A 20,086-nucleotide genomic window follows, 5' to 3' on the forward strand; every position below is an offset into this window, starting at 1 on the left:
TTTATCGGTTTACTGATCCAAGTCTTTGACACACCGAAACCCTAAATTATTGGCTGCCGACATCCCAGAATTACCATTTCTAGCGGCAATTCGGTATCGTTTGCAATAGGATTCATGGCACAAAAATGAACCGCCGCGAGTCGCATACAGTTGATCATCTTGTGTTTGATTCCTTATCCAAAAGGTTTGTCCCGTCTGTTGTTGAAACTGCGTCAACGGGATGCGGGCAGGATTGACGCACCATTCCCAGACGTTGCCGATCACTTGATAAAGACCAAAGCCATTGGGCTCATACCATTTCGCGGGCGCTGTATTGGCAAAGCCGTCTGCTCGCGTGTTGCTTTTTGGAAACTCGCCTTGCCAAATATTGCAATGATAGGTATTTTCTGTCAAAAATTCCCTTCCCCAAGGATATTTTTCAAAACTTGTCCCGCCTTTTGCAGCGATCTCCCACTCTGCTTCTGTCGGGAGGCGTTTTTTTGCCCATTGGCAATAGGCGATCGCATCGTTGCGAGACACTTGAACCACTGGGTGATCCATCCGCTGGGCAATCGTTGAATCAGGTCCTTCAGGATGACGCCAATCTGCGCCGCTAACCGCGTACCACCAAGCCATATTCGGTACCTTTTGACTGCGGTGTTTCGTTTGCTCACTTAAAAAATAGTGAAAAACGAACGACCAGCCAAAACGCTCGGCTTCTGTGACATATCCTGTTGCTTCCTCAAAAACTTGGAAAGCTTGGTTCGTTACTGTCGTGGCATCAATGGCAAATGCTGGGCTGTCGAGGCTGATTTGCGGTCCCTCAAGATCCCCGGCAAAGCCGTCCATCGTATTCGTGCCAATTCGGTAAGTTCCTGCTGGAATCGTGGGCATCTGCTTGCCTCCTTTTTACAATAATTGATAGCCATTGTACAGATTGATCAGTAACACCAGCACGATCACGGTTTGGAATACCAGTGTCACTCGCTGTGGTGACAGGACGTTGCTGGCCTTGGCGCCTAATAGTCCCCCCACGATCGCGGCTGGAATAACAAACCACAAAATTTGCAGATCATACGCACCAAAACCTGTCGAAAAAGCGATCGTCAAAATTTTTGCCAGCTGCGAGAAAAAAATCGTACAAATTGAATAAATCGTCGCCTCTTTGATCGGCATGGCAAACAGCAACATCAATAAAGAAACATTGATGGGTCCGCCGCCGATCCCCAGCAAACTGGCTAGAAAACCGAGAATCAAGCCACAAGCTGCATACCAGCCGACTTTTTCCAACGCAAACCCGCGCCAGTTATATTTTGTATACAAAAAAGCGAACAATAGTGTCAGCACGGTCACAAGGATTTGGATCAGCTGAACCATCTTGTCGTCTCGAAAAACCAGCAATAGCTGTTCAAAGGCAACATTGCCTAAAACACCGCCTAACACAGCACCACCAGAAACCCACAAGGCAATCGACCAATTGATTTTCCGTCCACTGGCTAATTGTCTAGCTGTCGAAACGATAGACATCGTGAAGACAGCTGTCGCCGAGTAAAAAGAGATCGCAGCAACAGAATGGGCGCCGATAAAATCGAAAATCGGTTTGATCAGCACGCCGCCCCCCATGCCCGAAACTGCCCCTACGGTATTTGCTAAGACGATCACGAGAAAATAAATCAGTCCGATCATTGTCTCACCCCTTGCAACAGCCCCAATATCACATTGATTCTGGGTGTGAAGTCTTTTAACAGCTCCTGATAGCCGCAAAACCCCTCACTATCCACGTACATTGCATCTTTCATTCGTTTACAGCCTCCTCGGCACATTTTTTGGAAAGGACATTGCGTACACTTCGAAGGCATGTCTTTTTTCTGGCACAAAAACTGCTGCGAACAGTCTTGAGAAAACAATTCCCGCAAGGTTTGCTCTTGGATATAGCCCATGCGAAACTCATCTAATACATAGAAGTCACAAGGATAGACACTGCCGTCGGCTTCGATCACATACTGCACTTGGCAGTTGCCTAGAATCCCACAGGCAGTTACTTGCTGCCGCACCAATAGATTCAGTAAATCATCGAACAGCTTGATACTTAAGTAGCGCCCTTGTGTCAATTCCTGCAGCCAAAACGCCAATAGCTGCTGATAAAAGTGCGCAAAGCTTCTTGGTGTCAAGGCATAGTTGTTGGTTGATGTGGCATCCAAATCAGCCAAACAAGGAATGAACTGCACAAATGCAATCTGCTCTTCCTTGAGAAAATCAAACACACGCTGGGCTTCCTTTGCTAAGGGATTAGTCAACACGCACAAGACATTGTACTCAATCTGATAGGCGTCCAATAATCGCTTGGTCTGCAAAACCCGCGCAAAGGTCCCCCGCCCTTTGGCGTCTAATCGATGCCGATCGTGAGCAAGCGGATGCCCATCGATCGACAGCCCGACTAAAAAGCGATGCTCTTTCAAAAAACGACACCATTTATCATTGATCACCATGCCGTTGGTCTGGATCGCATAGTGTACTGTCACTCGCTTTTTTTGCGCCGCAACATAAGCCGTTAGTTTTCTAAAATAACTCAGCCCTGCCATCGTCGGCTCTCCGCCTTGAAATGCCAACGTCAAATGATCGCCAGCTTCTAAGTCTGCATAGATGTTTGCAATCATCTTTTCCATTACATCCTCTTTCATTTTGCCAAAGGAACGCACTTCGCGCAAGGAACTGACGTTGGCATAAAAGCAATAGGTGCAGCGCAGATTGCAAAGAGAGGATGCTGGCTTGATCAATACGGAGATGTGTTTCATTTGTTGTTCCTCACTTCTTTATTTCTTTTGTGCGATTGTCTGCCTCTGACTATTGCTTAAACCTAAGCGCTGATACTCGCTTTCAGGAGCTTCAATCTGATTCATTACTTTAATCAATTTCTGAATCATTTCTTGTTCAATCAGTGGGTCATGAAACGGTGTTAACTGCTTTGGATCATTCTTTAAATCAAACAACAAGTGGCCTACCGAATAAGAATCGATATAGGTGGAAACTTCGACTTCTGTGTAAGGAAAATGATTTGTAAATCGATTGCCCTTTTTCAAGACCATGCTGTCTAAGACCTCTTTATTCAAAAAACCACGCAATGAAGCATAACTAAGCGTCTGCATGGTGATTGGTCCATTAGAAGGGTGAACCGATGCACGCATATACACATAACGACCATCGTAGATATTGACATGACCGCCGTTTGTACCAAAAATAATTTCTTGATGAAGCGGTTGCGAATGCTGTTTTTTCAACACAGGCAACAAAGATTTGCCATCCATATCTAAGGTGTTCTCAATTTCAAAATAATCCAATAAAGTTGCTGGAATATCGATGGTTTGACTCAATACTGGAGTATGGGTTCCCGATTCAGCTTGTGGGTAACTGATGAAAAAGGGCAGATGAATGATTTCTTCATACATCGGTGCTACGTTTTTTCCTAACCAGTCATGTTCCCCTAACAAAAAGCCATGGTCGGTATTCACAATGATCAAGGTATCCTCCCACATATTATTTTTTTCTATAAAGTCCAGCACTCGTCCTAAGTGATGGTCACACATACTGATCAACGCTGCGTATTCTTTTTGCAGCTCAATCAAATCCTGCTCGCCAACGTCTTCTGTTACACGACCATATTTTGGCCAAAAGTAAGGTGATTCATTTGGTGTCTCCTGGTACAATTTGCGATAGGTTTCTGGCACATAAAATGGTTCATGGGGGTCAAAACATTCGACTTGCAAAAACCATTGATCTTCATTTTTGTACTGTTCCAAAAAATCCAAACCGGCTTGGATCGTTTGAACCGTGGACAGGTCTTCTTCTACTGCTTGCCGTGTTCGATTCGCAAAATGCTGTTCCACAGAAATACCACTCTTATTTAACGGATTCAGCGGTGGATGATTCTCTGCCTGTTTTCTTGGAACCCATCGGTCGCCTTCTTGTCCTCTAAATCCTTCCCATGTGGAATAACGGTTATGATACGTGGCACCGCCATCTTCAAAGTAATGGGAATGGTCGGTTACCAAATGACAATAGACACCATTTTGCTGCAGCGTATCAAAAATTGACGAATCAAACGGTTCTAATTGTCCCCACGAACGATGCATAAAATTGTAACGACCTGTATGAATTTCTCTTCTCGCTGGCATACAAGGCATGCTGCCACCATAAAAGTTGTCAAACGTAATCGTTTTTTCTCTTAACCGTTCAAAATTTGGCGTGTTGATCCAATCGTTTCCGTAGTTTGATAAAAAATCTCTAGCCAGAGTATCAAACATCAGCATAATTGCTCGCATAGCATTCTTTCCTTCTTTCTTTTCTTTCCTTTTCTTGGTCGTTGCGACTACTTGACGATCGTTATCGCCCCTCGATTATCATCAGCGATCACATCTAAGTATGCGAAAGTATTCGTAACGACGATCGGCGTCACTAACGAGTATCCTGCCTCTTCAATTTCTTCTTTATCAAATGTAAGCAATACCTCTCCTTGCTTGACCTGATCCCCTTGCTTGACTTTTGTTTCAAAAAAACGACCATCTAAGTTCACTGTATCCATGCCGATGTGAATCAACACTTCCACGCCATCGTCCGACTTCAAGCCAATCGCATGCTTCGTTGGAAACAGTGTTTCAACTACTCCGTCAAAAGGTGCTCGAACCAGTCCTTCATCTGGTGAAACTGCTAAGCCTTTTCCTAATAGTCCATTTGCAAATGCTTGATCTTCTACTGCCGACAAAGGCAAAACGATGCCTGTTAATGGTAACGAAAAAGTGATTTCTTTCGCTGCTCTTTCTTCTGGGATCAAAGGCGAGGCTTCGTTATTACTAGCTGTTGCTTCTTGCCGATCCTCTTGCGGATCATACAAGAAAGTAATCGTTAAAATAAATGATAAGACGAATGCTACAGTGATTGCTAATACATACCCATAAAAGCCGCTTCCAATGCCTTCTGTCGGATCAATGTAGTTGGGTAAACTGAATATACCCATCCCACCTATAATAAAGGATTTTGTTCCCATTGCACCCATGATCAATCCGCCGATCGATGCTGAAATCAAGGTCGCAATAAATGGTTTTTTTCTAGGCAACGTGATACCGTACAAGGATGGCTCCGATACCCCAAACAGACTGGAAATAAATGCGGGAATCCCGATTGCCCGAATAGAATTATTTCTAGACTTAATAATAACTGCCAGCACAGCTCCTGCGGTCGCGAAAGGAGTCGCTTGTCCTAAGACCATCACTGGGTCGTAACCAAGAACACCAATATTGTTGATTGCGATCGGAATGATCCCCCAGTGAAGACCAAACATGACCAACACTTGCCAAACAGCACCAACTGCAATCCCTGCAATAATTGGGCTGAAGTTATAGATCGCCAACACAGCCGCACCCAACAAATTGCCGATCCATGTCGCGATCGGACCAATGACAATGAAAGTCAGCGGAACCATGATCAAGACAGTTAGAAACGGAACTAAGAAACTCCGTACAATACTAGGAATGATTTTTGTAATGCCTTTTTCTAATCTGGCACCAAAATAGGTAGCAATGACGATTGGAATAACACTGGAACTATAACTCATTAAAATGACTGGTATTCCTAAAAAAGTGACATAAACAGGCGATTCAAAAACGGTTCCTGCAAACAAGGTATACAACGGTTCGGCATTTGCCGTCAAGCCAGACAAGGCTGGATAAACAAGGGCAGCACCGATCGCCATACCGACAAATTGCTTTAAACCAAATTTTTTCGCTGCGGTATATCCTAAAAAGATTGGAAAGAAGTAGAAGAAACAATCACCTGCTGCTTGCAAAATCGCATAGGTTCCTGACGTATTCTCAATCCATCCCAAAGAAACAAATAGCGCATTTAATCCTTTGATCATTCCTGTGGCAGCTAGAAGACCCAATACAGGTGTAAAGATACTGGAGATCACATCGATAAAAGCATCCAGCGGTCCTTTCTTTTCTCCCGAAGGTGCCTCATCATTTCCTGCCAATCCTGCATGTTGAACAAATTCTTGGTACACCTCTGGCACATGATTGCCGATCACGACTTGGTATTGACCGCCGCTTTGAACGACTGTCACGATTCCTTTCGTCTTTTTCAGTGTTTCTGTGTCTGCTTGCTCCTCATGTTTTAAATCAAAACGCAGTCTTGTGATGCAGTGGGTCACCCCATTGATATTTTCTTTTCCGCCGACTCCTTTTAAAATTTCATCGACCAATTCTTGATATGCCATCGTTCTCATCCTTTCAATGTAAAAATAAAAAGCAAGACAAATAACTATTCCTTGATGGAATAATTATCAGTCTTGCCTGCATTATCAGTAACAACCTTTATTCGTTCTCTATTAATTTTTGAATGTGTAACGTTAAGTACAGCTTTTCATCATCGTTCAAGGGAACACCTAAATACTTTTCAATCAAAAGCATCGTCTTATACGCGTCTGCATACTGTCCGCTCACGTGTCCCAATAGCGGATTTGCTTTTACCACATCTGGTCGAGCCTTCAATCGCTGGAAAAAAAAGCGCAAATGGGTGATAAATCGATCGAATGCCAAAGAGTTTTCATCAATTTGTATCTTGTTAGAAAATCGAATAAGTGAAATAATATCGCGAATCTTTTTTGCAATCGATTGGACATCTTTTGGCTGATCAATCTCATCTGTTACTTGTGCATTGATCAAATGCATTGCTATATTTCCTGCTTCTTCTTCCTCAAAGACGACCCCTGTTTCTTGTCCGATCCGTTCCAATGCTTTTTTACCAACTTCAAATTCCTGCGGATAAAACTTCTTTAATTCCCATGATAATCGGTTCGTAACTGTGATTCCTTGTTCATGCAGTTTGAACAGATTATACAAATGATCGGTAAGTGATACATACAGCGTCTCGCTTAACTCCTGTTTTATTTCTGCTTTCGCAAGTGAGATAATATCATCCGCTAAAGACACATATTTTGTCGGAATGGATGACAATAAACTTAAAAATCGCTCGGAAACTTTGTTCTTATGAAGCACAAACACTTTTTCAATTTTTGATTCATCGGCGGTTTGTCCTGGTTTCATTTTGAAGCCAAGGCCGGTACCGATCCAGATAAAATCTTTGCCATCTTGTCCGACCAAAACTGCATTGTTGTTTAAGATTTTTTTGATCTTCAAGACGCTTCTCACCTCCTTAAAATGAAAAAAGGCGATACCTTAATACATGTGTAGGATCCATACACACGTAAAAAGGTATAGCCTGCATTATCAGTAACTACCCATTTGATTGCCTTTACTATACTATTTTTCCAGAAACGTTGCAAGCGTTTTATTGATTTTTCTTTTTTTCGCTTCGTTTTGAATAGACGCAGATCAGCCTTTCTCCAAACTGTTCACTGATCCAGCAAACGGCTTTGCCCTTCGATTTTTTGGATCTCCGTAATGTCTTGCGTGACTTCTAGACAACCTAAATAGATGCCTGCTTCGTTTTTTAATGCAAAATAGCGAATATAGATTTTACGGCCTCGCATATCGATCCAAAATTCAGCAGTCTCCCGTGTGCCCGCTCGAAAATCATCCAAAATCTGCTGCACGAGATGCATACTTTTCGGTGGATGGCAGTTGACGACTTCACGGCCTAAAACCGAATTCGTTCGTGGAAAGACGCGACTCTTGCCTTCTGAATAAAAGCGCACCCGCTCTTCACTATCTACAAAGGTCAAGTCCACTGGCAACGTTTGAAAAATCGCCACCAATTGTTCAAATTGCAAATTACCAGTAGGCAATGAGATGGTCGGCTGTTCAGCAATTTGCGGCGAATTTTCCGTTTCTATGACTTGAAATTCATCGAATCCTAAACCGGCTGCGATGCCGGCGGTTGTTTCTTGGGCTTGTTTGATCGCCGCTTGCCTTGCGGGTTCTGCCGCCTGTTCCTTTTCAAGAGCTTCTTGGCTCGGTTTCCAAGGAAGCGGTTCTGGAATAAAGGCAAAGCCGATGTCTAAACTGTCAGCCGCAATTTGTTCCCAATCTTTAAGACTGAAGACATCCAGCGTCATTGGCACCATGATTTCTTCTTCTTTGAAAATCATCTCTTCGATTTCGTTTTTGACCGCTTCCCATTGGACAGCAATCGGATTATAGGCAGTTTTTTCGGAAGCCAAAAGCTCATTGAGCGCTTTGATCATGACCCGAATATTATCATCGACACCCCACATCACTTTTGGCGGTGCAGTGATGCCGTACTTCTCCATGTAAGAAAAAATCAACGTTTCTTTTCGCGCATAATGTTTGTCGATCTGCATTAAATCATTGCAGGCAGCTTTTAGACGCTTTTTAGGCGTCCAATCACCGGTTTTTATTTTAGCTAAGAGGCTATCGATCTCATCGGTCAACAAGGATTGCAGGACTTGGTTCTCCAATTTCAGAGTATGCACAGGATGGCCTGGTTGCCCATATTCTTCATTGGAGTGATGGATCTCATTGATCGATCCTTTAAAAACAGCAGCATGAATATTGCACAAACGCTGAATCTCAGAAGGGTCCAACCCCGTTTGGATCAAAGCTTTTTCAGCAGCAGTGATCTCCGTCACATCCACACCATCAAATTCTTCGTTAAACAAGCGTTTAGCTTCTTCAAAGGAACCGCCTTGGTGAAGCAAACTCAGTATTTCGACGATCCGTTCTTGTCTTTGACTGTTAGTTTTCATTTCGTCGCTCCTTTCACAAGAAACCCTTGTTTTTCGAAAGCGAGACAAACCCTTTCCAAGGGGATCTTCTTCATCTGAGCCCCTTTGGGAATCGTCATGTAACGTCCAGCAGTTTGTAGCATCCCTGGTTGATTGATCGCCGTAAACCCTATTTTACTCATGATTTCTTGTATTTCAGGGTATTGTGCCACAAGTTCATAGAGCGTTTTTGACAGATCGATTTCTTTCATAGTAAGGTCTTCCTTTCAGTGAGAATGATTCTCAATAAGATATCCTTAGTATAAATCATTTTGTTCAAAAATACACGAACTGCCGCAAACATTTATCAATCGATCATTCTTTTCTAAGATTGTCGGTAACGGCACACCACTTTTTCCAACCAATCGATACTGGCAAAAAGCAGATAGCCCATCAAAGCAATCAGGAGGATACCCGAAAGCATTTGTGGGTAGTCCATTTTTGACCACGCACTTAAGATCAGATAGCCGACACCATACGTCGTGTTATAGTTTTCGGCAAAAAAGAGGGAAGCCAACGCGATCCCGATACTGACCCGCACACTGGCAAAAAGTGCTGGCATGAGCGCGGGCAAAATAACGAAGCGCAAGACATGGTGCCATTGGTTGGTATAATTTTTCATGACCTGAAAATACGCTGGTGGGATCTTCGTGACTGCATCACGAATCGAGACGATCACTTGAATGACGATCACCGCAAAAATCAAGAGAATTTTTGAGAGATTGCCTAAGCCAAAGAAAATCATAAAGACAGGTAAAAACGCAACTTTAGGAATCGGATATAAAAAGTAAAGCAGTGGACCAAGCAGCCGATCCACTCTTTGGGATCGCCCAATCAAGATTCCTAACGGCACCCCGACTAGCAACGCCCCACTCAACGCCGCAAATACCCGCAGCAAACTGGCACCTGTGTGGATCAGTAAGACTTCTCGCAGTGCCCAAAAACGTTCGGCCGTTTCTAAAGGATTAGGCAGTGAGCGATTGTTGGTCACCCAGCTTACGCCCCACCAAACCACGACAAACGAACAGAAGCCCCAAGCAAAAGATTTGATGGGTTTCATTGCCTCGCCTCCCTCATTTGTTCTTTCAACTGCAAGACGACTTCATAAAAAGCCAACGAGTCTCGTTCCAGCTGGCTGCCGTAAAATGGATTACTGATCGGCGTAACGTCCTGATCTTTTAGCAACAAAATCGTCTGCCCCAAAAACACTGCCTCTTCTGGATCGTGGGTCACCACGATTAAGCTGTTTTGTCTGCGCTGCTGTTGAGCAGCGATCATGGCTTGTGCGTTTGCTTTGGTTTCTTGGTCCAGTGAAGCAGTCGGCTCATCCAATAATAAAACATCGGGCTGTGTGATCAGTCCCCGCCCCATGGCAGCCCGCTGTTTTTGACCGCCGCTAAGCTGATGTGGATAGCGGTCCTGCACCTGCGTCAATCCCAACTCCGCCAAACAGCTTGTGACCCGTTTTTTACGGCTCTCACTGGGTGTTTGATTGATAAGCAGCGGCATTTCCAGTACTTGGTAAACTGTTTGCCAAGGAAACAAATGCAGTTCTTGGAAAACGACCTCGATGTTGTCAGGGGAACAGCCTTGGTAAGTGATCGTGCCTGATTGCGGTCGCTGCAACCCTTTGATCAAGGATAAAAGCGTGCTTTTGCCAATCCCCGATTCTCCCAGCAGCACATAGGTCGTTCCTTGTTCAAAACAAAACGAAAGATCCTTAAAAATGACGGTTTCCCCATACGTAAAGGAAACGGAATCGAATCGAATACTCATAAGAGAATAAACTTCTTTCTTCAAATTATTTGTGTTGGTTTTCACATTTTATGCTATACTATTTTTTGCGTGATTGACAAGAAAGGATGGTTTATGATGTTTCAGACCCTCGTATTTCATGAAATACGTCCCGAAGCAGAACTTTATGATCAGGTGCGCCCGATCAAAGTCGCAGACGGCTATCAAGATGCCTTGCCTCTGCCCTTATTCAATAGCACTTCTCATTTTAAACAACAAATCGACTTTTTGAAAGCAGAAAATTACCATACGTTGACCCTTGCAGAAGTCAAAGATTTTTATTTCCGGCAGCAGCCGCTACCAGAAAAATCCGTGTTGCTGACCTTTGACGACTGTTATCAATCAATGAAAGAATATGCCTACCCACTGTTGAAGGAAGCTGGTTTCAAGGCCACTGCCTTTGTCGTGACCGGCTGGCTTTTTGATGCCCCTCAGCCTTACGAACCAGAAGTTTCGCGGACATTGAGCAGTGCCGAATTAGCCGAAATGAGCGATGTCTTCGAATATGCCAATCATACCGCTCATTTTCACGAACGCAAGAACCAGCAAGGGCGGTCAATGTGGGAAACACCGGCAGCCTTTGCGCAAGACTTACGAAGCTGCAATCAGCACGTGGCCATCAAGGATGTTTTTGCCTATCCCTTTGGCTTTTATGATCAGCAGACGATCGCAACACTAGAAAAGGAAGGCTTTGTTCTGGCATTTACAACCAAACCTGGCATCAATACGACAAAAACCAAGCCAATGGAACTCCATCGGGCTGTCCTCCCGTTCTCACTACCAATGGCTGCTTTTGAACAACGATTTAGAAACGAGGAAATGAACCAATGAAAAAAACGATTTTAGCAAGTATCCTAGCACTATTCGCTGTCGGCGCTGCCGCCTGCGGCAACACTGGCGAAACAGCAAGTACCAGCAATTCCAGCACTAGCAGTACAGAAGCTGCGGTCACGGATCAAACATTGACGATCGGGGTGTTACCAGCAGAATCAGCGATTCCGATCATTCTAGCAAAAGAAGAAGGCTTTTTCGAAAAGCAAGGATTGACTGTGGAACTCAAATCCTTCACTTCCCCAAATGACCGCAATGTGGCAGTGCAGGCAGGCGAGCTGGATGGTACGATCAGCGATGTCATGACAGAAGCGACCTTCAAGCAAAACGGCATCGATATGACGATCACTTCTGATATTTTGGAAAACTTCAAGATTCTCGCTTCACCGAATTCAGGGATTACTGAGATGAAAGGGTTAGCGGATAAAAAAATCACCCTTGTACCGAATTTCATTTTAGAATACATCATGGATCAATTTGCACAAGAAAATGATTTTACTTATGACATCGTGGATATCGCTTCTTTTTCTGCCCGTTCCGAAGCATTGCTCAATGACCAAGTCGATGGCGCTGTTTATACGGAACCGCAAGCCAGCATGTTGGCTGCCCAAGGGGCGATTGTTTTAGGCAGCTCTAAAGATGCTGGCATCAAAGGCGGGACGCTGCAATTTATGGACGAAGTCATCCAAAATCGACCGCAAGACCTAAAAGCATTCTACAGTGCTTACAACGAAGCCATCGATTACATGAATGCTCATTCAGCAAGAGACTATGCCGACATCTTGGCAGACTATCAATTTCCCGATGCTATGAGTACTTACTTAGACAGCCAGGAAGACTATCCGTATGCCCAGGCAGTGCCGCAAGAGCAATTCGACGCAATCATTGCTTGGACGAAAGACAAGGGTCAAATCGACCAAGCGTATTCTTACAACGAGTTGACCAATTTCGATTTTTTACCCGCTGACGAATAAGAAACAACAAAAAAGACGCATTTGCGTCTTTTTTGTTGTTTCACTTCTTTTTGATACTCTTTTTTGCTCGTGGCAAGAAATTCAGGTATACTTTTGACAATTCAGCTGCCATGAAAGGATTTGATGCAATGCCAACGATCGCGGTTTATGCCGACCAGAAAGAAGATAATTGGGAAGCACACTTGACTCACCAGTTAAAAATAAATGAAGAAAGGACCCAGGCTCATCAAACATTTCATAACGAATCTTTAACGATCGACGAATACTTCATTACAGAAGATTCTGCCCCTTTTCATACGAATCAAGCCGTCAAGCAGCAATTAGCAAGCAATGGCCGCAGCTGTTTGCCACTCGTGTATGTCGACGATCAGCTATTTTGCCAAGGTCGCTTGCCAACGATCCGTGAATGGGAACAATTGACCAAATCCGGGATCACTTTGCAATTTGATGCGTAAGATCAAAAGGCGTTGAAGGATTTACCCTTGACGCTTTTGCCGAGTCGGTATTCCCAAAGTCAAATCACGTTCCTTCGACCAAGCGATGGCACCTGACAGCAAAAAGAAACTAATGACCGTCCCTTCCCTCACCGCTAGCGGTAAGCCCAAACTGATCGCTAGCAAGAGTGCCCCCGAAATACAGACTGCATCAACGCCATAACGGTACTGCTTAAATGTCCAACGACTGCGTTGCGCCAGCAAATGACAGCAGTGCTCGATTGGAAATTTCAAGACCTGCAACCGTAGGACTTGTCCCGTCGCCGTTCCAGAAATCAAGATCCCACCGATCAAAGCAGCTAGTTGGCTCCAATAATTCGTCAAGTGCAGCGATGCCAAGAAGTAGTAAACAAAGCCATTGATCAAATAGCCGAATGCCAGCAAAGCGAAAAACATAATCAAGTACTCACTGCCTTTTTGTTTGAGGGACGTCTGCCGCCGATCCAATAGCCAACAGGCAGCTAAAAAGCCCAAGTTGATGGCTGTTGTGATGGTGCCGACTTTGATTCCTGACATCGTTGCCAGCGTGACATTCAAGGCATTAAAACTACTGACCCCAACGCTTGCTTTAATGGTCAAGCTGATCCCGAATGCACTCAGCCCATAAAAAATCCCTGATCCTATCCATTGCTTTTTATTCATTTTTTCTCCCACACTTTCTTTTTTGCTTTTCTAAGTATGTGCTATACTGACTAAAAACAAATAGGAGATTTCTCCTAGTTTGGAGGGAAAAAGTGAAAAAAACCGCTTATGCCTTGGCAATAAAGCAGGTACCAATCAAAGAAAGCTGCCCCTTACCGATTCCTGAGGAGATTTTACAACAAAGTGCCCTCTGGACCTTTGATCATCGAGAAGCGATCCAAAAAGAAACGGTGCCGATGTCGGTCTTTTTCGTCCTATTGACTGGCAAAGCCAAGATCATTCAAACGCAAGAAAACGGCAAACGTGCCTTGCTGCAGTTTCTCCATTCTGGTGATTGCATTGGCGATCTCACGTTGATTGGCGCCGAAACAGTACCGAAAACCGTGGTTGCGATCGGTGAAACAACATGTCTGGGCATTCCGATGCAAGCAGCAGCTCACGGGCTCATGCAAGACCTGGCTTTCGTACAAACACTAGGCAAAACTATCGGTGAAAAATTGCTGCTGCGTATGGATCATTTTTCCGTCAATCAAACCTATCCCTTAGCTTGGCGCCTTGCTCATCTACTGTTGGAAGCTTCGATCGATGATCTTTTTCAAGAAAAATTGACGGAGACCGCCGAATACTTAGGCGTGAGCTATCGCCATTTGACGTATACCTTAAAAGATTTCAAAACGCAAAAACTAGTCACAAAAACTGAAGACGGCTATCGGATCGATGCGCCTGCGCTGCAGACCTTTATCCAAAACCAACAAAAGCAGTAACAAGCAAATAACGACAGCGAAATAGTTGGTATGATGCCCCCCTAAAAGCCAGAGAAAAAGCTGACTCTTGGGGGTGCAACAAGAAAAACCAACTGTTTGCTGTCGTTTTCGGATCGTTGCTTTATTTTTTCGCCAATGCCCAAGCATTGACAGTAACCGTGCCGGTTCCGCTGAGAGCGATCGCCTCGGTCCGTTTTGGATACACGCGAGAGGTCAAACAATATTGCCCGCCATTTAGGAAGATCTCAATCGAAGACGTATCGACAAAAATCTGCAGCTGCGTCAGTTCATCGACCTTGACACTGCGCTGTTTACGGCCGTAGCCAGAAACGCCATGATGGATCGTGAAGACACCAGCTTCATAAGCCAAAGTCGTATCTTGCAAAAGTCCAAGCTGGAACTGCTGCAATGGGGCTTCCGCCGTAACTTGCAACTCATATGCCAATTCATCGAAAGACAAGTGCTGCGGTTTATCTGAAAGCACAATTTTTTGGCTGACTTGCTTGTCTCGCAATTTTTGGAATTCTGGCAAAGGTTCTTGATACAACTGGTCATTTTTGACCGAAAGCTGTCTTGGCAGCGTTGCGGCATGCTGCCAGCCGCGAGGGATCGTAGGATTGCTGTATTCAGGACTGGTATCCCCTAGCCCCATCCAGCCCCACAAGATCCGACGTTTCTGCTCATCTTCAAAGGTTTGCGGGGCATAGAAGTCAAACCCATAATCAAGTTCACGAAACGCAGAAGTTTCTTTAAACGTCAGGGTTTCCCAATCCACCTCACCGATCAGATACCCTGATTGATGAATATTTTGGTAGGCATGTTCTTTGGCTGCCAAACCTTGCGGTGAGAAGACCAACACATCTTTGCCATCTAAATGGAAGTAGTCTGGGCATTCCCACATGTAGCCTAGAGCATAGTCCTCACCGAAAAAGATTCCTCGATAGGTCCATTCATTTAAATCCGTCGATTCATAAATCAAAATTTTGCCTTCGTTTTCCAACGTACGCGCGCCTAGCAGCATATAGTAGGTGTCTTCATGGGCAAAAACTTTTGGGTCACGAATATGATCGGTAAATCCTTCAGGGTAGTCCTCATGAGGAATCACGACTTCTTGCTTTTCGACGGTATAGCCGTCTTTGCTGATTACATGGACCGTGTTTTGTTCTCGTCCACTAAAGGTATAGTCATGATCACCAGGATGTTTGACATTCCCAGTATAGAAGAAATGGATCGCGTCATTCTCGATAAAGGCAGAGCCCGAGTAGACCCCGTCTTTGTCATAGTCGTGTTCGGGAGAAAGAAACAGCGCTTCTTCTTGAAACGTGACATAATCCGTCGACGTTTTGTGTCCCCAGTGAGGTGGTTCCCCGCCATGGGGCGTTTGCGGTACATATTGATGGTAAAAATGAACCACGCCTTTGAATTGGCAAAGACCATTCGGGTCGTTCATCCATCCTGTTTCTGGCATCAAATGATAGTTCAAGCGCCACGCATCAGCACTGATTTTTTCTGCTAATTCGTTTTGTGTTTGGGCAAGCTGTGCCCAGTATTTCTTCGTTAACAATGCGGTACCTCTTTTCTCTTGCCGATGAACAGCAAGGGATTATTTATTGATTCAACTCTTTGGCTAGCGGTTTGCGCTGCAATTGGACACCAGCAAAACCGACTGCAAAGGCAATCAAAATCACGACAACGTATTTCAGCATGGCACCGAAATCTCCAGTATACAACAACAGTCCTGGTATAAAAGTGATGCCCATCCCAGTGGCAGCTAATTGGAAGACATACGTCGCAAACCCGCCGACTGCGCCCCCCAGCATGCCTGCGCCAAAAATCCGCATCGAGCGTAAGTTGACCCCAAATAGTAAAGGTTCAGTGATCCCAAATAAGGTTGGAACCGCCGCACTGATGGCATTTGAGCGTTTGACTTTGTTTTTATAAATAAATGCCGCAGCGATCGCAGCCCCGAATTGTCCCGCCATACTTGCTGTACCTAAGACTTGTAGGACGTTTTCGCCTGTCGTATTCAATAACCCTAACTCAATAATACTTAACGAATGGTGCAATCCAGTGATCACGATCACTTGCTGAACCCCTCCGTAAATGATATAACCGATGCCCAATGGCGCTTGCACCAAGTAGACGATACTGTTGATGACTGCTCTTTCAGCTACTTGCAAGATTGGTCCTAACGCAAACAAAATCAAGCCTAAAGTAATGACGATCGTTAAGAATGGTGTCACGATCAAATCCATCATTTGCGGAACAAATTTACGGAACCATTTTTCTAGCTTAGAAACTAAGATCCCGACAATAATTGCTGGAAAAATCGACCCTTGATACCCAGAGATCGATAAACCGAATAAGTGCAATGGCTCTGCATCTCCGCTGGCAACTGCCCAAGCGTTCGGCAATTGCGGTGCCACCATCATTAACCCTACCACGATCCCGATGATCGGATTACCGCCGAATTTTTTCGTCGCACTATAGGCGATCAAAACAGGTAAAAAGGCAAAGGCTGTATCCGTTAACATTTCAAACATGGCTAACCAGTCAGCACTATAGGTGACCCCCAACTCGGTCAATAACCCCCGAATCCCCATCAAGAGCCCCGTCGTTACCAAAGCTGGAATCAATGGCACCAAGACATCTGACAACGTGCGGACAACTTTTTGGACGGGTGACAGATTCGAATAAACATCATCTTTGAAGCCAGCTTTTTCAGCGGAGGCGTCATTGCCCATTTCTGCTGCGAAGGCTTGATAAACTTCATTGACTTTTCCTGTTCCAAAAATGAACTGATGCTGTCCCGTGTTGAAAAAATAGCCCTTGCTGCCCTCAACTGCTTCCGCTTTGTCTTTATCTACTAACTGATCGTCTTTCAAAATCAAGCGCAAACGTGTGGCACAGTGTTCAAAGTTTTTGACATTTTCTTTGCCGCCAATAGCTTCTAACACTTGGTCGATCGTTTTTTGTTCCTTCATTTTTCCCACTCCTTTGATCGTCGGTTCATTTGTGGAACCGGTTCTACATCTGTAGATTAACAGAAACCGTTTGCAATTGCAAGCAAAGAAAATAAAAAAACAGAACGCCGCAAATGGTCGTCCTGTTTTCTCTAAAAATATTTGCTTTATTTCTCCTGCTTTTCACGCTTGGCAGTCGACTGTTTGACCACTAATCGATTCGGCAATTCGATCACTTCAGGAACCTCTTCCCCTTGCGTCAGTTTTTGGATTGTTAAGACGGCATCGATGCCTAATTGGACATAGGGATATTGGGTCGTTGTGATGGTCGGATAGACATAATCCGTCGAATCATAGCCGCCAAAGCCGTTCAAGGAAAAGTCTTGCGGCACTTGATACCCTAGTTCATGGGCGGCTTTCAATACAGCAACAGCAATATTGTCGGTAGCACAGGCGATGTACGTTGCCGGTTGATCTTTCAAGAACACAAGGGCTTTTTGGTACGTTTCTCTTCTTGAAAAAGACGTTTCGATAAAGTCGACTTTGACGTTGGGGGTTTGTGCCAAGACATCAAGAAATCCTTTTTTCCGCAAGACACCTACCGCATAATCATTTTCGCTGACACCAACAAATAAATAACGTCGGTGGCCAGCGCTGACTGCATATTCTGCCATGGTTTTGCCAGCTTGATAATCTTCATGGACGATGGAATGAATGCCAGCTAACTGTTGACCTAACAATAAAACAGGCATAGGAACCTCTGCCAGCACCGCTTGCAGCTGCGGCGTGATTTTGCGCGCAAAAAGGATCATCCCTGCTACTTTTTGTTTGACTAGCATTTCGATATTTTCTAGTTCCCGTTCATCGCTTTGATCAGAGTTGGTGATCAGCATTTGATAGCCGTTTTCCCGAGCCGTCGTATCGATCCCTTTTAACACATCATTTGTCGAGGGCGAATTCAATCGAGGAATGATCACGCCCAGCAATTTCGTGTCTTGGGCTTTCAGCGATCGAGCAAATGTATTGGGGCGATAACCAGTTTCAGCAATGATCTGATCAATTTTTTTGCGCTTTTCTTCACTGATATAGCCATTGTTCAGATAGCGGGAAACCGTACTTTTCGCTACTCCCGCCTTTTCAGCAATGTCCTTGATCGTTGTCATGATTTCCCACCTTTGCATTTTCTTTTATTATAACAATAACTGAAAGAAAAGCGCAGGTTTTGCGTAAAAATTGTTGGGTTGGGCGGTTTTGGAATGAAGCTTCACTTCAAAGTAATCTTACAATCAATGAATGGTTGAGAAACTAAAATCTCCCTTTACAAGCTATGGCGAAGATCGATCAGATCATTGAGCATATTTTTTAAGCAATACACCGCCATGATTCGTCAGCAGATAAACCACGGATAGTAAACCATTATTGGATTCTGAACATTTTTATAGCAAGCGACATATAAGAAAAAAACCAGTTAAGCCACGCTTAGCTGGTTTTTCATTAGTAGAAATCCAATCCTAAGTTTACATTAAAACGCCTCTATCACACATTCAAAATCCACATAAACCCAAGAAAGACAAAGAACAAGCCGTACATGATCGGTGAGACTTCTTTGCCGCGTTTGGCTGCTAACATGGTGATTGGGTAAAAGATGAAGCCCAAGGCGATCCCATCGGAGATGCTGTAGGTCAACGGCATGCCTAGTAGAATCAAGAAGGCTGGGATTGCGATTTCCATTTCGTGCCATTTGATTTCTCGTAGCGATTGTGCCATCAGCACACCTACGACGATCAGTGCTGGTGCCGTCACTTGGGAAGTAACAACGGATAGCAATGGTGAAAAGAACAAGCCGAACAAGAAGAAAATTCCAGTCGTCACAGCAGTCAAGCCAGAACGACCGCCCACGGCGATCCCAGCGGAAGATTCCACATACGCCCCTACTGGTGAGGTCCCTAATAAAGAACCGGCGAGCATGGCAGTGGAGTCAGAAGCAAGTGCTTTGCCGACTCGTGGCATTTTGTTGTCTTTCATGAAGCCAGCTTGATTGGCAAGTCCCACCAAGGTGCCTGCGGTATCAAAGAAAGTGACGAGTAAGAAAGTCAGCACCACGACCCACATTTGCAGGGAGTTGATGTCTCCTACATGGTTGAGCGCCACTAAGAATGTGGAAGAAATACTTGGTGCAGCAGAAACGATACTGGATGGTGCTTGGATCAAGCCAGTCAAAAGACCTAAAACAGTTGTTGCGGCCATCCCGATAAAAATTCCACCAGGAACTCGGCGAACCATCAAGACGGCAGTGATCACTAGACCAAAAATCGTCAGCCACGTCGTACCGACACTCAATGAACCTAGTGCCACAAGGGTCGAATCGTCGGAAACGATGATCCCGCCTTCGCTCAGTCCCAAAAAGGCGATGAACAGACCGATCCCGCCAGAGATGGCGTATTTTAAATCAGCAGGGATCGCATCAATGATCAGCTCCCGTAATTTGAAGATCGTGATCACGATGAAAATCAGTGATGCCACAAAAACGCCAGCTAATGCTGTTTGCCATGGAACCCCCATTCCAATACAGACTGAATAAGAAAAGAAAGCGTTGATCCCTAATGCGGGTGCTGTAGCGATCGGATATTTTGCTAAAACCCCCATCAAGATACAGCCCAATGCACTGGCTAACGCCGTTGCTGTAAAGACGGCACCTTCGTCCATCCCAGATGCCCCGAGGACCGTTGGATTGACGAATAAAATATAGGCCATTGAGATAAAGGTGGTGAAACCAGCTAAGATTTCTCGTTTGACCGTTGTTTGTAAGGTATCTAGCCCAAAAAAGGAATTGATTTGATTCTTCATTTTTACTCCTCCAGCAATCAAGCAAAGGTGTCGCAATTGCTTGATTTTTTATAATGAAAAC

General features: G+C 44.6%; 19 protein-coding genes. 4 read left to right on the forward strand and 15 right to left on the reverse strand.

What is annotated here, in order from left to right:
- Nucleotides 1-9: 9 nt before the first annotated feature.
- The 10 genes from IGK63_RS10985 to IGK63_RS11030 form a co-directional block, all read right to left on the reverse strand.
- A complete protein-coding gene (locus tag IGK63_RS10985; protein WP_016613608.1) occupies nucleotides 10-873 on the reverse strand; it encodes a formylglycine-generating enzyme family protein in 864 nt (287 codons plus the stop codon).
- 15 nt (nucleotides 874-888) lie between these two features.
- Entirely contained in the window at nucleotides 889-1,665 is a 777-nt protein-coding gene (locus IGK63_RS10990) for a sulfite exporter TauE/SafE family protein (RefSeq protein WP_016613609.1), read from the reverse strand.
- Complete coding sequence (locus IGK63_RS10995) at nucleotides 1,662-2,774, reverse strand: radical SAM/SPASM domain-containing protein (protein WP_034872326.1); 1,113 nt, start codon at nucleotides 2,772-2,774, stop codon at nucleotides 1,662-1,664. Before IGK63_RS10995 ends, IGK63_RS10990 begins: the two co-directional genes overlap by 4 nt.
- An 18-nt stretch (nucleotides 2,775-2,792) precedes the next feature.
- On the reverse strand, nucleotides 2,793-4,298 hold the full coding sequence (locus IGK63_RS11000) for a sulfatase-like hydrolase/transferase (RefSeq protein WP_016613611.1): 1,506 nt from the start codon (nucleotides 4,296-4,298) through the stop codon (nucleotides 2,793-2,795).
- A 47-nt stretch (nucleotides 4,299-4,345) separates the two neighbouring features.
- On the reverse strand, nucleotides 4,346-6,247 hold the full coding sequence (locus IGK63_RS11005; protein ID WP_034872328.1) for a beta-glucoside-specific PTS transporter subunit IIABC: 1,902 nt from the start codon (nucleotides 6,245-6,247) through the stop codon (nucleotides 4,346-4,348).
- Between the two features lie 97 nt (nucleotides 6,248-6,344).
- Complete coding sequence (locus tag IGK63_RS11010) at nucleotides 6,345-7,169, reverse strand: PRD domain-containing protein (protein WP_225869304.1); 825 nt, start codon at nucleotides 7,167-7,169, stop codon at nucleotides 6,345-6,347.
- 215 nt (nucleotides 7,170-7,384) lie between these two features.
- On the reverse strand, nucleotides 7,385-8,698 hold the full coding sequence (locus IGK63_RS11015; protein ID WP_016613614.1) for a DUF438 domain-containing protein: 1,314 nt from the start codon (nucleotides 8,696-8,698) through the stop codon (nucleotides 7,385-7,387).
- Complete coding sequence (locus tag IGK63_RS11020; RefSeq protein WP_008379040.1) at nucleotides 8,695-8,928, reverse strand: DUF1858 domain-containing protein; 234 nt, start codon at nucleotides 8,926-8,928, stop codon at nucleotides 8,695-8,697. Before IGK63_RS11020 ends, IGK63_RS11015 begins: the two co-directional genes overlap by 4 nt.
- A 113-nt stretch (nucleotides 8,929-9,041) precedes the next feature.
- Nucleotides 9,042-9,776, reverse strand: a complete 735-nt coding sequence (locus IGK63_RS11025; RefSeq protein ID WP_008379042.1) for an ABC transporter permease — start codon at nucleotides 9,774-9,776, stop codon at nucleotides 9,042-9,044.
- On the reverse strand, nucleotides 9,773-10,492 hold the full coding sequence (locus IGK63_RS11030; protein ID WP_034872330.1) for an ABC transporter ATP-binding protein: 720 nt from the start codon (nucleotides 10,490-10,492) through the stop codon (nucleotides 9,773-9,775). Before IGK63_RS11030 ends, IGK63_RS11025 begins: the two co-directional genes overlap by 4 nt.
- Before the next feature lie 96 nt (nucleotides 10,493-10,588).
- Between IGK63_RS11030 and IGK63_RS11035 the strand changes: the two genes are divergently transcribed.
- From IGK63_RS11035 to IGK63_RS11045, 3 genes are read left to right on the forward strand one after another with little or no spacing between them, the layout of a single operon-like run.
- Nucleotides 10,589-11,341 carry a polysaccharide deacetylase family protein gene (locus IGK63_RS11035; protein WP_176462045.1) on the forward strand — a complete coding sequence of 251 codons (753 nt, stop codon included), beginning with the start codon at nucleotides 10,589-10,591 and terminating at the stop codon, nucleotides 11,339-11,341.
- Nucleotides 11,338-12,315, forward strand: coding sequence for an ABC transporter substrate-binding protein (locus IGK63_RS11040; RefSeq protein WP_016613617.1), 978 nt, complete (start codon nucleotides 11,338-11,340; stop codon nucleotides 12,313-12,315). Before IGK63_RS11035 ends, IGK63_RS11040 begins: the two co-directional genes overlap by 4 nt.
- Before the next feature lie 50 nt (nucleotides 12,316-12,365).
- Nucleotides 12,366-12,770 (forward strand): arsenic metallochaperone ArsD family protein, encoded by a 405-nt coding sequence (locus IGK63_RS11045; protein ID WP_016613618.1) that lies wholly within the window; start codon nucleotides 12,366-12,368, stop codon nucleotides 12,768-12,770.
- A gap of 21 nt (nucleotides 12,771-12,791) precedes the next feature.
- Here IGK63_RS11045 and IGK63_RS11050 read toward each other — a convergent pair whose 3' ends face one another.
- Nucleotides 12,792-13,451: a YczE/YyaS/YitT family protein gene (locus IGK63_RS11050; protein WP_034872334.1), complete on the reverse strand. Its 660-nt coding sequence runs from the start codon at nucleotides 13,449-13,451 to the stop codon at nucleotides 12,792-12,794.
- Between the two features lie 92 nt (nucleotides 13,452-13,543).
- Between IGK63_RS11050 and IGK63_RS11055 the strand changes: the two genes are divergently transcribed.
- A complete protein-coding gene (locus tag IGK63_RS11055; RefSeq protein ID WP_429972500.1) occupies nucleotides 13,544-14,215 on the forward strand; it encodes a cyclic nucleotide-binding domain-containing protein in 672 nt (223 codons plus the stop codon).
- A gap of 121 nt (nucleotides 14,216-14,336) precedes the next feature.
- Here IGK63_RS11055 and IGK63_RS11060 read toward each other — a convergent pair whose 3' ends face one another.
- The 4 genes from IGK63_RS11060 to IGK63_RS11075 all read right to left on the reverse strand — a co-directional run bounded on the left by IGK63_RS11060 (nucleotide 14,337) and on the right by IGK63_RS11075 (nucleotide 20,025).
- Nucleotides 14,337-15,779 carry a glycoside hydrolase family 32 protein gene (locus IGK63_RS11060; RefSeq protein ID WP_016613621.1) on the reverse strand — a complete coding sequence of 481 codons (1,443 nt, stop codon included), beginning with the start codon at nucleotides 15,777-15,779 and terminating at the stop codon, nucleotides 14,337-14,339.
- A gap of 43 nt (nucleotides 15,780-15,822) precedes the next feature.
- Nucleotides 15,823-17,199: a PTS transporter subunit EIIC gene (locus IGK63_RS11065; protein ID WP_016613622.1), complete on the reverse strand. Its 1,377-nt coding sequence runs from the start codon at nucleotides 17,197-17,199 to the stop codon at nucleotides 15,823-15,825.
- A 146-nt stretch (nucleotides 17,200-17,345) separates the two neighbouring features.
- Nucleotides 17,346-18,341: a LacI family DNA-binding transcriptional regulator gene (locus IGK63_RS11070; protein WP_008379063.1), complete on the reverse strand. Its 996-nt coding sequence runs from the start codon at nucleotides 18,339-18,341 to the stop codon at nucleotides 17,346-17,348.
- A gap of 373 nt (nucleotides 18,342-18,714) precedes the next feature.
- A complete protein-coding gene (locus IGK63_RS11075; RefSeq protein ID WP_008379064.1) occupies nucleotides 18,715-20,025 on the reverse strand; it encodes an NCS2 family permease in 1,311 nt (436 codons plus the stop codon).
- Between the last annotated feature and the right edge of the window lie 61 nt (nucleotides 20,026-20,086).

Source organism: Enterococcus sp. AZ040, from assembly GCF_050499185.1.
Lineage (GTDB): Bacteria > Bacillota > Bacilli > Lactobacillales > Enterococcaceae > Enterococcus_D > Enterococcus_D entomosocium.

Bases quoted from the DNA above. Each gene is read 5' to 3' on its own strand.
- IGK63_RS10985 (WP_016613608.1), bottom strand. From the start codon at position 873: ATGCCCACGATTCCAGCAGGAACTTACCGAATTGGCACGAATACGATG.
- IGK63_RS10990 (WP_016613609.1), bottom strand. From the start codon at position 1,665: ATGATCGGACTGATTTATTTTCTCGTGATCGTCTTAGCAAATACCGTA.
- IGK63_RS10995 (WP_034872326.1), bottom strand. From the start codon at position 2,774: ATGAAACACATCTCCGTATTGATCAAGCCAGCATCCTCTCTTTGCAAT.
- IGK63_RS11000 (WP_016613611.1), bottom strand. From the start codon at position 4,298: ATGCGAGCAATTATGCTGATGTTTGATACTCTGGCTAGAGATTTTTTA.
- IGK63_RS11005 (WP_034872328.1), bottom strand. From the start codon at position 6,247: ATGGCATATCAAGAATTGGTCGATGAAATTTTAAAAGGAGTCGGCGGA.
- IGK63_RS11015 (WP_016613614.1), bottom strand. From the start codon at position 8,698: ATGAAAACTAACAGTCAAAGACAAGAACGGATCGTCGAAATACTGAGT.
- IGK63_RS11020 (WP_008379040.1), bottom strand. From the start codon at position 8,928: ATGAAAGAAATCGATCTGTCAAAAACGCTCTATGAACTTGTGGCACAA.
- IGK63_RS11025 (WP_008379042.1), bottom strand. From the start codon at position 9,776: ATGAAACCCATCAAATCTTTTGCTTGGGGCTTCTGTTCGTTTGTCGTG.
- IGK63_RS11030 (WP_034872330.1), bottom strand. From the start codon at position 10,492: ATGAGTATTCGATTCGATTCCGTTTCCTTTACGTATGGGGAAACCGTC.
- IGK63_RS11035 (WP_176462045.1), top strand. From the start codon at position 10,589: ATGTTTCAGACCCTCGTATTTCATGAAATACGTCCCGAAGCAGAACTT.
- IGK63_RS11040 (WP_016613617.1), top strand. From the start codon at position 11,338: ATGAAAAAAACGATTTTAGCAAGTATCCTAGCACTATTCGCTGTCGGC.
- IGK63_RS11050 (WP_034872334.1), bottom strand. From the start codon at position 13,451: ATGAATAAAAAGCAATGGATAGGATCAGGGATTTTTTATGGGCTGAGT.
- IGK63_RS11065 (WP_016613622.1), bottom strand. From the start codon at position 17,199: ATGAAGGAACAAAAAACGATCGACCAAGTGTTAGAAGCTATTGGCGGC.
- IGK63_RS11070 (WP_008379063.1), bottom strand. From the start codon at position 18,341: ATGACAACGATCAAGGACATTGCTGAAAAGGCGGGAGTAGCGAAAAGT.
- IGK63_RS11075 (WP_008379064.1), bottom strand. From the start codon at position 20,025: ATGAAGAATCAAATCAATTCCTTTTTTGGGCTAGATACCTTACAAACA.